At 61.2% G+C, this 15122-nt stretch carries 6 protein-coding genes; 3 read left to right on the top strand and 3 right to left on the bottom strand.

Annotated features, from left to right (window positions below; all coding sequences use genetic code 11):
- Nucleotides 1-48 precede the first annotated feature (48 nt).
- On the bottom strand, nt 49-2256 hold the full coding sequence (locus OB87_RS02515; RefSeq protein ID WP_033567838.1) for a TonB-dependent siderophore receptor: 2208 nt from the start codon (nt 2254-2256) through the stop codon (nt 49-51).
- A gap of 312 nt (nt 2257-2568) precedes the next feature.
- On the opposite strand from OB87_RS02515, the gene fes reads away from it, so the two are divergent.
- From fes to OB87_RS02500, 3 genes are all read left to right on the top strand, one after another.
- Nucleotides 2569-3876: an enterochelin esterase gene (gene fes / locus OB87_RS02510; protein WP_033567837.1), complete on the top strand. Its 1308-nt coding sequence runs from the start codon at nt 2569-2571 to the stop codon at nt 3874-3876.
- 78 nt (nt 3877-3954) lie between these two features.
- Nucleotides 3955-4173 carry an MbtH family protein gene (locus OB87_RS02505; RefSeq protein WP_033567836.1) on the top strand — a complete coding sequence of 73 codons (219 nt, stop codon included), beginning with the start codon at nt 3955-3957 and terminating at the stop codon, nt 4171-4173.
- A 51-nt stretch (nt 4174-4224) separates the two neighbouring features.
- The gene (locus OB87_RS02500) at nt 4225-12789 is read left to right on the top strand and encodes a non-ribosomal peptide synthetase (RefSeq protein WP_081977335.1); all 8565 of its coding nucleotides are present in this window, start codon (nt 4225-4227) and stop codon (nt 12787-12789) included.
- A 452-nt stretch (nt 12790-13241) separates the two neighbouring features.
- Here OB87_RS02500 and OB87_RS02495 read toward each other — a convergent pair whose 3' ends face one another.
- Nucleotides 13242-14039: an ABC transporter ATP-binding protein gene (locus tag OB87_RS02495; protein WP_033567835.1), complete on the bottom strand. Its 798-nt coding sequence runs from the start codon at nt 14037-14039 to the stop codon at nt 13242-13244.
- A 36-nt stretch (nt 14040-14075) separates the two neighbouring features.
- Nucleotides 14076-15110 carry an iron-enterobactin ABC transporter permease gene (gene fepG, locus OB87_RS02490; protein WP_033567834.1) on the bottom strand — a complete coding sequence of 345 codons (1035 nt, stop codon included), beginning with the start codon at nt 15108-15110 and terminating at the stop codon, nt 14076-14078.
- Nucleotides 15111-15122 lie beyond the last annotated feature (12 nt).

Genomic DNA, 15122 nt, shown 5'->3' with positions numbered 1-15122 from the left:
TGGCGCGCAGGCGTCACCGCAGGGCGGGAAACCCCGCCCTGCCGCGTATTACCAGCTGTAGCTAACCGTAGCGACGACGGTGCGTCCGCTGCCGTAGAAGCAGGCGGTATCACCACCGCATGAGGCCACATAGCGTTTGTCGGTCAGGTTGTTGACGTTCAGTTGTACCGTTGTGCCTTTCAGTTGCGAGGCGAGCGAACCCAGTTCGTAACGTGCCATCGCGTCGTACAGGGTGTAAGACGGTACTTTGAAACTCTCTGCGTTATCGCCGTAGGTTGAGCCGATATAACGCACGCCGGTGCCCAGCGTGACGCCTCTCAGCGGACCATTCTGGAAGCTGTAGCTGCCCCAGGCGGAAGCGGAATGGCGTGGAATAGACGACGGCGTTTTGTTGACCTGGCTGGCGGTGTTGCTTTCTTTGGTGACCGCATCGGTATAGGTGTAAGCCGCCATCAGGCTGATTTCCGGCGTCAGTTGCGAGTGAACTTCGGTTTCCACCCCTTTGGATTTCACCTTGCCGATCTGCTCGTTGTATTGGGTCACACTGTTGTACGAAGTGATGTTTTTCTGTGTGATATCGAACAGCGATACGGTCAGCAGGGTATTGCTACCCTTGGGCTGGAATTTCACCCCCACTTCCTTCTGCTCACCAGTGGTGGGCTTAAAGGCTGGTGTGCCCGGCGCGCCGGAATCCAGGTTGGGTTCGAACGAGGTGCTGTAGCTGGCATACGGTGAAATACCGTTGTCGAAGGCGTACAGCAGACCAGCGCGGCCGGTGAATTTGTTGTCGTTTTGCTGGGTCGTGGTGCGGGTGGTGCGATCCTGTGTGCGTATTTCGCTCCAGTCATGACGGCCAGACAGCAGCAGATTCCACTGGTTCCATTCCATCTGGTCTTGCAGATATACACCGACCTGATCGAGTTTTTTCTTGTAAGACTGGTTCAGTGATAACTGGCTATCATCCACCAGATAGGAACCGCCATAACTGGGGTTGGCCCAGTCAAAGTTGTACTGGTTGCCGCTGTTGCGCCAGTAGTTGTAATCGCGGTCCTGCCATTTGTAATCCAGTCCGCCCAGCAGGGTGTGCTCTACCTCGCCGGTTGCCAGTTTGACCTTGAGCTGGTTATCCAGCCCCAGTTCATCGGCATTCAGTTCTTCACGTACCTGACGGCGCGACAGCGACGTGTCGGAGATTTCCGGGTTACTCCAGGTGTAAACCAGATACTTGTAGCGTTCCCGCAACTGGGAATAGCGAAGGTTTTGCTGGAAGGTCACGTTGTCGCTAAAGGAGTGATCGAAAATATAACCGATGCCGACCTGTTCGCGTTTTGAACGGCTGTAGTTCGGGTCGCTGACGTTCAGGTCTTCGGGAATATAGCCCGCGCTGGCTTCGGTCACCGTACCGATTTTCGGCAGGAAATTGCGGTAACCGGCTTTCGGGTCGTTCTGGTAGCTGGTCAGCAGTGTAAAACTGGTGTCGCTGTTCGGCAGCCAGGTGATCGCCGGTGCGATGGCAACGCGTTTCTCTTTGTAATCCTTGACGAATTCATCGCGGGTGCTGGCGATACCATTGAGGCGATACAGCAGGGTCTTGTCGTCGTTGAGCGCGCCACCGAAGTCAAACGCGGCTTCGCCCAAATGCTGGTTACCGGCGCTGAACTGAACCTTGCGGATGGTTTCAGCGGTCGGGCGTTTACTGGTCATGCTGATAAGCCCGCCGGGATTCACCTGTCCATACAGTACCGATGCCGGGCCGTGCACCAGTTCCACTCGCTCCAGCAACCAGGGGTCGATTTTTCCCAGCGCCGCGCCCTGGCCGCTCAGGCCGTAGCTCAGGCCGTCGAGGAATTTTGGCGCGTAACGGAACCCGCGGGCGATCACTTCATCGTTGCGGTTGGAAGAACCACGATAATTGGTGACCACGCCACTGGAGTAGTTCAGTGCGTCAGAAACAGAGGAAACCGCCTGTGCATCCATCTGGTCGCGGGTCACTACAGTGACTGACTGCGGGGTTTTAATCAGTGGCGTGCTGGTTTTAGTGCCGGAGGCGCTTTCTTTCGCCACGATACCTTTCAGCGGTGCAGTGACACTTTCACCGGCGTTGGCCGACACAATCATGGTATCGGTGCTGGTGGTTTCTGCTGCCTGCGCGTGTGCTGCCATCAGTAGCGTGGAAGCCAGTACGGCTGGCATCGTCTTTTTATTTTTCTGCCAAGACTTTAATTTTTTTAATTGTTTATTCCTGGTGCACTGCATCAGTGTTCCCCTCCTGTGAAAGACCTTATTTTTTGTATGTTTCTGGCTTCTTCTTCACCGACCCTGCCATTCATCCCATTCAATAAATAAATTTATTTAAAATTCAATTAATTGAATTTACATGATGTGTTTTGTGACCGGTGTATGAGTTTGTTTGTCCCGCTAAAAATCGGGAGTTGCATCTTATTGCAAATGTAAATAGTTCTCAATATTATTTCTCTTGTCTCTAGATTTGTAAATCACTCAAGCAACACATTAGCTTGGTTAATTAAATGTAAGAAAAACGTAAAGGGCAGTCCCTGGGAGGTTTTGATGTCGGCAGCACAGACGTCAGGTTTCGCCGCAGCACTGTTGTCATCGCCTCTGGCAGGGGAAGAGGTGTGGTGGCAGCAGGTTGCCGAATTAGGAACGCCATTGGTGGAAGCGCAGGATGCCGGGCGGGTGTGGGTGACGTTTCTCTGGCGCGATCCGGACGGTGACGAGCGCTATTCCGCCATCCGGCGGGTGTATGCCGATATCAACGGCGTGACTGATCACCACAGCACCAGCCCGCAGAGTCTGGAACGGCTGCCCGGCACCGATGTCTGGCACTGGTCGATGAGCATTGAACATGACTGGCGTGGTAGCTATGCCCTGATTCCTGTCGTGGCGGCGCAACTGCCGCCGGTGTTTAGTGACGATGAGCAACAGCGGGACGAACAGCAGCGAGAATGGTGGTGTTCGCTGTTTCCCTGCGCGATCGCCGATCCGCTCAATGTGGCCCAGCCGTGGGGTGAACAGTTATCCGCTGCGCATATGCCGCAGGCCCCCTCGCAGCAGGCCTGGCGCGCGGTGGACAACGGCTCGGCGTTACCACCGGATGCAGCCCGGCTGACGGTATTTGACTGGCGGAGCGAACGGCTCGACAACCAGCGCCGTATCTGGCTGTACACCACCGGCGTGAGTGAAACACCGGCACAGCGGCCATTGTGCATGGTGCTGGACGGGCAGAAATGGGCGCAGGAGACACCACTATTTGCCGCGCTGGATGCGGAAACCGCACAGGGCAATCTGCCGCCTGCGGTCTGGTTGTTTATTGATGCCATTGACGGGGAAACCCGCTGTCGGGAACTGCCGTGCGATGCGGCGTTCTGGCAGGCGGTACAGGGGGAATTGTTGCCGCAGGTGGCGCACCTGACGTCATTCAGTGACGACCCGAACCACACCGTCGTCTCCGGCCAGAGTTACGGCGGACTGGCGGCGCTGTACGCCGGGCTGCACTGGCCACAACGCTTTGGTCGGGTGCTCACCCAGTCCGGTTCTTTCTGGTGGCCGAATCTGCAATTCATCACCGATTTTGACCTGCGCGACACGCTGGAACCCGGCGTGCTGGTCACGCAGGTCAGGCAGGGTGGACGGACGGCCTCCCCGCTGGTGATTTTTCAGGAAGCCGGACGGCGTGAGGCGGATATCGCCTTCGTCAATCAGCAGATGTATGACGCGCTGACGGCGGCGGGGCATCAGGTTCACCAGCGCGTGTATGCCGGTGGGCATGACACGTTGTGCTGGCGCGGCGGGTTGATTGACGGCTTCCGTTGGCTGCTGAACGACGCGGGCTTAACGGTGGCGTCCCAGGGGTAAGTCTATAGCCCAGGGGTAAGTCTATAGGCTGCCGACGTCTGACGGACGGCGGCAGCGCAATAACACGAGGTAACAACAATGAGTCAGGAACAACTTAATCCGTTTGACGATGATCGTCTGGCGTTTTTTGTGCTGGTTAATGAACAGCAGCAATACAGCCTGTGGCCAGCGTTCGCTGCGGTGCCGCCAGGGTGGAACACCGTATACGGGCCGGAATCCCGCGAGGCGTGCATCGCCTATACCGAAACCCACTGGCAAGACATGCGCCCGGCCAGTCTGCGGACCACTGAAGCTTAACCCGCGTTCACCAGTCAGGAATGTTTCCGTTGACGGAGTAAGGAAAACAACGTGTCAGAACTATCCCATCCATCCACCCCATCACAGCCCGGTTTACTGCCTGTGCATCAGACAAATTCTCGGGAATTGCCGCTGGTAGCGGCCCAGCCTGGCATCTGGATGGCCGATCATATCGCTACCCAATCGAATGCCTTTAGCATCGCACACGCGCTGGAGTTGAACGGCCCGGTGGACCCGTCTCGCCTGTCGGCGGCGATTCGTCAGGGGTTGGCCGAGGCCGATACGGTACAGGCTCGCTTTGGCCTGAATGAGCATGATCAGCCGGTGCAGTGGCTGCCGGACACATCGCAAGCCGCAGGCATCCGTGAACCGGAATTGCTGGATTTCAGCAACCCGGCGCAGGGTGAACAGGCCGCCTGGGCGCTGATGCATACAGACCTGGCGGCACCGCTGTCGGCCGATGGCGATCAGCCGTTTTATCGTCAGGTGATCATGCGGGTATCGGCACAGCCGGAGCGCTGGTTCTGGTATCAGCGTTTTCATCATTTGATGTTGGATGGCTTTAGTTTTGACGCCTTGACCCGGCGGATCGTCGCGATTTACAACGCGCTTGGTGAGGGTGAAACACTGACGGACTCGCCATTTACGTCATTTGCCGAGGTGGTGACAGAATATCAGGCGTGGGAGCGTTCGCCTGCCTGCCAGCAGGCGGCAGCATTTTGGCACGAGCACACCCGCGCATTGCCGACGCCGGTGTCGCTGGCGGCGGACGTGTGCGCCCCAGCTCCAGCGGGAACCCGGACGTTACATCAACAGCTAACTCTTCCTGCTGCGCCCTTTGTCGCGCTGGCAGAGCAACAGTGTGGTGGTCGGGCGCAACCGGCTGAGATCGCGATGGCGGCGCTGATGATTTACCTCTATCGGATGAGTGGGGAGCCGCACCTGTCGGTCGGTTTCCCGTTCATGCGGCGAATGGGGTCGGCGGCGCTGTGCGCCTGTGGGCCGGTGGTCAATGTGTTGCCGCTACAGCTCACGCTGCGTCCTGATATGACCCTCATCGAGGTTGTGGCGGCGTTGCAGGCGGAAGTCAAAGCGGTGCGGCGTCATCAACGCTATGAAGCGGAACAATTGCGGCGGGATCGCGGTCTGGTTGGCGGTAGCGATGGGTTGTACGGGCCGGTGATCAACTTCAAGGTCTACAACGCCGGGTTGACGCTGGGAGACACGCCGGTCACGACGCACGTACTGGCGATGGGACCGGTAGACGACCTGGAGTTTACCCTCGGTGTGCAGGACGACGAACTGCAACTGGAGCTGGTCGCCAATCCGGCTCGTTATGATCGCCCGTCGTTACAGGGGCATGTGCAGCGGTTGCAGCATCTGTTGGAACAACTGTGGCAGCAGCCAGATAGCGCGATTGCTGCGCTATCCCTGCTTAGCGACAGCGAATGGCGACATATCGACGGATGGGGCAGCGGCCCGGCACTGACCATACCGGCGACGTTGCGTTCGGTGCTGGATTGTCTGCAACAACAGGTACAGCAGCAGCCTGATGCGTTGGCCGTGGCTTGTGGCCGCGAACACCTCAGCTACCGCGAGCTGTCGGCACGGGTGATGCAACTGGCGCGTCAGCTAAGGGCGCAAGGCATCGGCGCGGGGGATGTGGTGGCGATCGGCGTGCCGCGTTCGGTGTCGTCGGTGGTGGCGATTTTCGGGGTGTTAACCAGCGGTGCCACCTACATGCCGCTGGATCTGGATTACCCGCGTGAACGTCTGGCGCTGATGTGTGACGACGCGCGTCCGGCGTTGCTGCTGACCCACAGCGCCGTGCGCGCGCAGATGCCAGACCTGCCGCAGGTGCTGTGTCTCGACGACGCCGCCTTGCGGGCCGAGTGCGCCCGCTTGCCCGCACATCCGGTGACGGATGCGGAACGGCGCGAGCCGCTGTGCGGCGAACATCTGGCCTACATGATCTATACCTCCGGCTCGACCGGAAAGCCGAAAGGGGTAATGAGTACCCACGCCGGTTTACTCAACCTGATGATGTCCCATTCGAGCTTCCTGTTCGGCCCGGCGATTGCGCGTTTCTCACAGCAGCACGGCCGCCGCCTGCGCGCCGGGCACACCGCGTCATTCTCCTTCGACTCCTCGTGGGAGCCGCTGTTTTGCATGATGATGGGCAGCGAACTGCACATTTTCGACGAAGAACTGCGTAAAGACGCCTGGGCGCTGGTACAGCATCTTAATCAGACGCCGATTGACCTGATGGACATCACGCCGTCGTTCTTCACCCAGATGATCGACAGCGGCCTGCTGGAGGCGGATAACCACCAGCCTGCATTCATCATGATCGGCGGTGAAGCGGCCACGCCGCGGCTGTGGCAACGGATGCGTCAGCATCCACAGATGGAAATCCATAATTACTATGGGCCGTCGGAATACACCATCGATACCCTGGGGGCGCGGGTCACGGTGGCGGATCAACCGGTTATCGGTCAGCCGGTCGCCAACACCCGTGTGTGGCTGCTGGACAACCAGCTGCGCCCGGTGCCGGTAGGTGTGCCCGGTGAACTGTATATCGCCGGGCCGGGGTTGGCGCGCGGCTATCTGCGCCGCCCGGATCTCACCGCCACGCGTTTTGTTGCCTGTCCGTTTATACCGGGCGCGGTGATGTACCGCAGTGGCGACCTGATGCGCTGGCGTCATGACGGCCAGTTATCGTTCATCGGCCGTGTTGACCACCAGATCAAGGTGCGTGGTTTCCGCGTGGAACTGGGCGAGGTGGAAAACGGGCTGGTGTCGCTGGCCGAGGTCAGTACCGCGGTGGTGATCGCTGAACCGCTTGGCGCGACGCACCGGCTGATTGGCTATTGCTCGGTGCCGGACGACGCCGTTCGCGCACAACCGGATATCGCCGCTCGCCTGCTGGCGCAGTTGGCGGAGCAACTGCCGGATTACATGATCCCGGCGGTGCTGATGGTGATGGCGGAGTTGCCGTTGACCGTCAACGGCAAGATTGACCGCCAGGCGTTGCCGAAGCCGCAGCAGGCCGCTGCGGTGGCCGGGCGCGAACCGGCTACCGAACAGGAACGACTGATTTGCCAGTCCATCGCCAGCCTGCTGAAGCTGGACGTCGTGAGCGCCGAGGCGGATTTCTTCGCGCTGGGCGGCGACAGCATTTCCGCGATGGGGTTGGGCACACTGTTGCGCCGCGCCGGTTGGCAGCTACGGCCGAAAGCGATTTTTGCCGAGCGTACCCCGGCGCGGATGGCGCTGGCATTACAGCCACTGTCCGAAACGGCTCTACCGACTCGCACGGTACGGCATGGCGTGGTGGACGGTTTGCCGATCATCCACAGCTTCGCCCGGCAGGCGGGAATGACTCAACGATTTGCCCACGGCGTATTCCTGTCGGTGCCTGACACGCTGCAACCCGCACACCTGACGCAGGCATTGAACGCGCTGGCGCAGGCGCATCCGGCGTTGAGCGCCATCACCCGTGACGGGCAACTGGTAATTGAAGCGTCTTCAGCGGTGACGATACCGGTACACTGCGACGCGCTGACGGCGCAGGAGCCGGTTGACGCGGCGGCCGAACGTGCGTTTGAGTCGGCCGTGGCGCGTCTCGACCCGGCGGCGGGTCAGATGATGCAGGCGGTGCTGCTGCAACGCGATAACCGTGCTTGCGGGCTGGTGCTGGTTATCCACCATCTGGTGGTGGACGGCGTATCGTGGCGCGTGCTGTTGCCGGAATTACGTCAGGTGGCGGAGGCGGCGATGGCCGGTCAAGTGGCTGCGTTGCCTGCGGAAGCCTGTTCGTTGGTCGACTGGTCCATCAGCCTGAAAGGGCAGGTCGCGGCGCGACGTGCGGAATTACCATTCTGGCAGTCGATGCTGGCATCCCCGCTGCCGCGGTTAGGGCGTCGTCGTCTTGACCCGACACAGGATCAGGAATGTACCCGACAGCAGGCGCGCCGGGTGTTGGACGCCGGGCTAACCCATGCGGTGCTGAGCACCTTGCCGACGTGCTATCAGGCACGGGTGGACGAGATCCTGCTGGGGGCGTTGGTGCTGTCTTGCCACCGTCACTTTGGTGTGCAGCCGCTGCGGCTGGCGCTGGAATCCCACGGTCGTATCGATACGCCAGAGGGATTAGATCTTGGGCGCACGGTGGGTTGGCTGACCGCCGAATACCCGGTGTGTATTGACGCGCCGACGGAACAGGTCGACACGCCCTGGGCCATGCTACGGTCTGTGAAGGGGGTGCTGCGGGCGGTGGCGGATCGCGGTGTCGGTTACGGTGTGCTGCGTTATCTGGACGCGCAAAGCGCCGGAGAACTGGCGGCGCTGGAAGATAACGCGCCGGAGATCCTGTTCAACTATCTGGGGCGGTTTGATGCCGCCGACGGTCTGTGGTCCGCGTGCCGTAGCGACCGCTATTTCCGCGATGCCTTTGCCGTGGCTCAAGCACCAGAAATGCCGCTCAGTCATCCGCTGGACGTCAATATCTTCGTCGATGAAGGTGAATCGCAGCCACAACTGGCTATCCACTGGGGATGGGCAGAGTCGATTTTTGCGCCGGAAGATATAGAGGCACTGCATCAAGGTGTGGTGCAGACGATCACGCAGTGGCGGGAACTGGCAGATTATCCGCCGTTGTCTGATACGCTGGTTGCCGCTGAAGTGGCGCAGGCCAGTGTAAATGACGACGTGCTGACGCGCCTGCGTCAACACTACGGGCCACTGACGGCGGTGTTGCCGGTACTGCCGTTGCAGCAAGGGCTGTTATTCCACGCCCAATTGACACAAATCGCCGGTAGTTACAACTCGCTGACCCGGCTGTCACTGCGTGGCCCGCTGTCGGTGGCGCAATTGAGTCAGGCACTGGAGGCGGTGGTCCGTCATCACCCGCAGTTGGCGGCGCGGTTTGACACCGAACAGGCGTCGGCACCGTTACAGGTGCTGCCGATACTGCGTGATGATTATTGCTACTGGCCGCTGGATCTCCATACGTTGCCCGCGCTGTCGGCAGACGAGGAAACCGAGGCATTGCTGGCGCTGGAGCACGCTGAACTGGCGCGCGATTTGTTCCACCAGCCTTCGTCAATGCTGCACGCCTTGCTGGTCAGTCACGCGGACGGGGAACGTCACACGCTGTTCCTCAACGCACACCATCTGGTGGTGGATGGCTGGTCGACCCCGGTGTGTCTGCACGACTTGTTCACCGCGCTGTATCAGGGCAGTCACGCGCTGACGCCACTCACGGTGCCGTATGCCGACATTATCCGCCAGTTGGCGGCCCGTGACGCGGAAGCCTCACGTCAACGCTGGCGCGCTGTACTGGCCGGGGCGCGCCCGACGCTGCTGTTTGGCGACGGTCCGCATCACGGCGACGTCCGCGAGCTGGAATTGCTGCCGGAGCCGCCACTGGAACAGGGGCTGCTGTCTCTGTGCAAACAGCATGGTCTGACGCTCAACAGCGTAATGCAGGGTATCTGGGGGATGCTGCTTAGCGCCAGTAGCGGCGCGGATGATGTGGTATTCGGCTCGCCGGTGTCTGGCCGGTTCGGTCAGATTGACGGCATCAACCAGCAGGTCGGGCTGTTCAGCAATACGCTGCCGGTACGGGTGCGGCTGGATGCGTCGCGGGCGCTGTTGCCGCAGTTGGCCGAACTACAGGCGCAGCAAATCCAACTGATTGAGCACGACGATGTGGGGCTGGGCGAAATCCAGCAACTGGCGGGCACTGGTACGCTGTTCGACACCCTGTTGGTGGTGGAGAACTACCCGGATGGTGACGCGCTGAGTCAGGCGGGGCAGGCGCTGCGCTGCGAGGCTGTCAACAATCGGGGTTACACCCATTATCCGTTGACGCTGCTGGTGTTGCCTGGCAAACGGCTGCGGCTGCTGATGGAATACCGCGACAGCGTGGCGCAGCCGCAACGGCTGGCGCAGCGCCTGTTGCTGCTACTGGAGCAGTTGGTGGCCGCGCCGGAGCGCCCATTGTCGTCCTGGAACCTGCAACTGCCCGAGGAACAGGCACTGCTGGCGGCGGTCAACCGCACCGAGCAGCCGGTGCCGCCGGGCACCTTACATCAGGCGCTGGCGGCGCAGGCGCAACGCACGCCGGAACGTATCGCGCTGGTGGATAGCCAGCACCAGTTAACTTACCAGCAGGTACAACGGCAGACCCGCTTGCTGGCCGACAGGCTGATCGACGCCGGGGTACGTCCCGGCGATATCGTGGCGGTGGCGCTGCCGCGCTCGGTGCGCCTCAGCCTGGCGCTGTACGCCATTCTGGAAACCGGTGCCGCCTGGCTGCCGCTGGATACCGGCTACCCGGATGAACGACTGGCGCTGATGGTAGAGGACGCGCAACCCCGGTTGATGATCACCGAAAGCAGCCTACAGCCGCGCTTTGCCAAACTGGCCGATGTGTTGTTGCTGGATACGCTGGCGGATGAACGCCAGTCGCCGCGTCACCCGTCGCCACCGGTAGCGGAACAGCAGGCGGCTTACGTGATTTACACCTCCGGCTCCACCGGTCGCCCGAAAGGGGTGGTGGTCGGCCATCAGGCCATCGTCAACCGCTTGTGGTGGATGCAGCACCAGTACCCGTTGCAGGCGGATGACGTGATATTGCAGAAAACACCGTGCAGTTTCGATGTTTCGGTATGGGAGTTCTTCTGGCCGCTGATGGTCGGTGCCCGGTTGGTGATGGCACCGCCGGACGCACACCGCGACCCGGATGCGCTGGTGCAGTTGATCAACGACTATGCGGTGACCACGATGCATTTCGTACCGTCTATGCTGGCGGCTTGGGTCAGTGCGCTGGAGACGCGCCCGCGCACAGAAATCGGCTGCGGCAGCCTGCGGCGGGTGTTCTGTAGCGGTGAAGCATTATCGCGCGAACTGGCGCTGAATTATCAGTCGCTCATCGCGGCACCGTTGCATAACTTATACGGCCCGACCGAAGCGGCGGTGGACGTTACCTGGCAACCGGCGTCCGGCGAGGCGCTGGACCGCTGTCCGTTGCCGGGTATTCCTATTGGCCTGCCCGTATGGAACACCCAACTGCGCATTCTGGACGGCGCGCTGCGACCGGTGCCGGTTGGCGTACCGGGCGATCTGTATCTGTGCGGCATTCAACTGGCGCAGGGGTATTTGCGTCGGCCGGATCTGACCGCCAGCCGTTTTGTGGCCGACCCGTTCGCCACCGGCGAGCGGATGTACCGCACCGGCGACATCGCGCGCTGGCTGGAAGACGGCACGGTGGACTATCTCGGTCGCAGCGACGACCAGTTGAAAATCCGCGGGCAGCGCATCGAGCTGGGAGAAATCGAGCAGGTGCTGCTGGCGCAGCCTGATGTGGCGCAGGCGGTGGTCGGCGCACGCGAGCTGGGCGGAAAACAGACCCACTTGCACGGTGCCGATGCCCGGCAACTGGTGGCCTGGCTGGTGCCGCAGGCGGGCGCAACGCTGGATGTTGACGCATTACAACAGGCGCTGTCGCAGCAACTGCCCGCGCACATGGTGCCGGTGAGTTACGTACTGATGACGGTATTCCCGCTCAGTGCTAACGGTAAGCTTGATCGCAAAGCGCTGCCGACGCCTGCCGGGCAACAGGCCGCCGGGCGCGCGCCGCAGACGGACAGCGAACGGGCGATCGCCGCGCTGTTTATCGAATTGCTGGCGTGCGAGACGGTATCGGCACAGGACGACTTCTTCGCGCTGGGCGGTCATTCGTTGCTGGCGATGCGGCTGGCGGCGGAGATTCGTCGTCAGTTGCAGCATTCGCTGACGGTCGGGCAGATCATGGCGGCGCGCAGTATCGAGCGCCTCGCTGCGCTGGTGGAGGGTGATACCGACAGCAGCCAGGACGGCAACGGCGAAACCCTGCCGCTGCGTTCCGGTCACGGACCGGCGTTGTTCTGTGTGCATCCGGCGTCGGGCTTTGCCTGGCAGTACGCCGGGCTACTGCGTTATCTGGACGGGGAGTACCCGATCGTCGGGTTGCAATCGCCGCGACCGGATGGGGTGATCGCCCGTTGCGCGTCGGTGGACGAGATGTGTGATCATCATCTGACGACTATCCGCCGCCTTCAACCGCAGGGGCCGTATTTCCTGCTGGGCTATTCGCTGGGCGGCACGCTGGCGCATGGTATCGCGGCGCGATTGCAGCAGGCGGGCGAAACGGTGTCGTTCCTCGGCCTGCTGGATACCTATCCGCCGGAAGGGCAGGACTGGGCTGCACCGGACGAAGCCGATGCCCGCGAGGAAGTGGCACGCGAACAGGCTGGGTTTATGGCCGACACGCAAGCGGAGGACGACCCACAACTGCGGGCGGAGCGAGCGGCGATGTTCGGTAATATTGTCGCCAACTATCAGGATGCGGTACGGTTGTTGTCATCGGCCCGCTCGGGCCGTTACGACGGTGACGCTACGCTGTTTGTGGCCACCCGCACCTTGCCGACTGACATGGATGTCAACGCCACCTGGGCGCCGTATGTGAGCACGCTGACGCAGTACCTGCAGTCTTGCGAACATGCGGATATTCTATCGCCAGAGTCGCTGGAAAACCTGGGGCCACTGCTGAATAAGCTGCTGCTCAGGTGAGTGGGAACATGGCCGACGATAGTCGGCTATGGAGGCTGTAGACAACCATCTTAATCGTCAGCAATGGGTTTTTCTGGCGTAAAAAACTGTGCCGAGGTGTTCGTCTTCGCCGGGTGAGCCGCATGGACGCGGCGAAAGCCCGTGCCGCGTCTGACAAAAACGCGAAAAGCGTTTTTGAACAGCGTTTACGCTGGCCCGCAGGGCGAGCCACAGCATGTGGCGAGTAATCGCGTCACGGGCGGCCCGAACAGCGAAGGCGAACGCCGAGGGGACCGCGCCAGCGGTACAGTTTAGCCATCAGCCAGAGGTCAAGGAGAGGCGGCGTTGAGCCTCTCCTTGTCGTGCGTGCGATGATGTTGCAAAGGGATAACGGATGTCATCAAGCACGAAACCTCTCGCAACTCCAACATAAATCACCAATAACAAAACAACAGCGCTGTTTGTCAACAGCGTCAAGGCGCCGGATGATGGCGGCCGCAGGGGACGATCAGCGGGGTGTGAGAAACCGGGTCATCGATGATGACGCAGGCCATGCCGAACACCGCCTGCACCAGTTCGGCGGTGATGATATCGGCGGGCGCGCCTTGTGCCATCACGGCACCTGCGCGCATCACGATCAGGTGGTCGGCGTAGCGGCAGGCCTGATTAAGATCGTGCAATACCGCCACCAGCGTGCGGTCATGTTGCTGATTCAGTTCACGGAACAGGTCCAGCAGGTCGATTTGATGGGCGATATCCAGCCAGGTGGTGGGTTCGTCCAGCAGCAACAACGGCGTTTGCTGCGCCAGTACCATCGCAATCCACACTCGCTGGCGCTGCCCGCCAGAAAGCTCGTCTACGCTGCGTTCTGCCAACTCGCTAACATTGGTGGCGGCCATCGCCTGTTCTACCGCTGTCTGGTCTGCCTCGCTCCACTGGCGCAGCAGCGTCTGGTGCGGGTAGCGTCCGCGTGCCACCAGATCCATCACCGTGATGTTGTCCGGCACGATGGCGTGCTGCGGCAGCAGACCTAACTGGCGGGCCAGTGTTTTGGTGGGAATACGGTGAATGCGGGTGCCGTCCAGCAAAACATCGCCCGCCATTGGTTTCAGCAGGCGGCATAACGCGCGCAGCAGGGTGGACTTGCCGCAGGCGTTGGGGCCGATAATCACGCTGAACTTACCGGCCGGGATCGCCACGCTCAGATCACGGGCGATGATTTTGTTGTCGTAGCCCAGCGTTAACTGCTCGGCGCGCAAAAGGTGTGTCATCAGAGTCACTCTTTACAGACAAATTAACGTTGCTGATTACCGGCGTGATTCACGGATCAGCAGCCCGATCAGATACAACCCGCCGATGCTGACCGTCACCGAACCTACCGGTAACTGCCGACCGGTGAACAGATGCTGAGCGACGATATCGGCCGTCAGCAACAGTAGGCCGCCCACCAGCGCGGCGGCGCATAGCGGCACTGTGCTGGCGCGGGTCAGACGGCGCGCAATCTGCGGTGCCGCCAGTGCGATAAAGGAAATCGGTCCGGCGCTGGCGGTCACCACCGCAATCAGCACGATACCGACCAGCATCAGCCACAACCGGCTGGCCTCGGCGTTAACGCCCAGCGATCGGGCGCTGTCATCCCCCATTTCCAGCAGTTGCAGACGCCGCGCCAGCAGCAGCGTTGCCAGCAGTGTCAGCGGAATCAGCCACAGCGCGGGCGTGGCTTTGGCCCAGGTCATGCCATTCAGTGAACCCGCACCCCACAGCGCCGCGGTCATCACCGTTTCCAGTGCGCCGGTGATCATCAACCAGGTGTTGAATGCAGACAGTACCGCGCTGACGGCGATGCCGACGATGATCAGCCGAAAACCGCTGATCCCCCGTCGCCACGCCAGCAGGTAGACCACCAGCGCCGTCGCCAGCCCGCCCAACACCGCGCCGCCAGCAATCTGGTAGTAGCTGCCGTGCAGCAGAATGATGGTGACTAGCGCACCCGTGTGAGCACCGGTATTGAAGCCTACGACGTCCGGGCTGCCCAGCGGGTTACGGGTCAATGACTGAAAGACCGCGCCGCTGACACCCAGCCCGGCACCGAATAGTAATGCCATCACCGCACGCGGAGCGCGCCACTGGGTCACCACGGTGACGGTGCTGGCATCGCCGTGACCGGCCAGCGCCTGCCAGACCGTTAACGCTGACAGCGGCAGGGTGCCGAGGCTGACCGCCAGCGTCAGTAGCGCCGCGCCGCCCAACAGCAATGACAGATTGATCCACAGTGCACGCAGCGGCAGTCGGCCGCTAATGAAACCGCTTGGTGCGCGCAGAAACAGGGTTCGGGTAGACATAACGTGGTCTTC

Origin of the sequence: Dickeya undicola, assembly GCF_000784735.1 — a bacterium.
Lineage (GTDB): Bacteria > Pseudomonadota > Gammaproteobacteria > Enterobacterales > Enterobacteriaceae > Dickeya > Dickeya undicola.
Note: the sequence above shows the minus strand (reverse complement) of the source record. Positions and strands in the feature narration are given on the sequence as shown.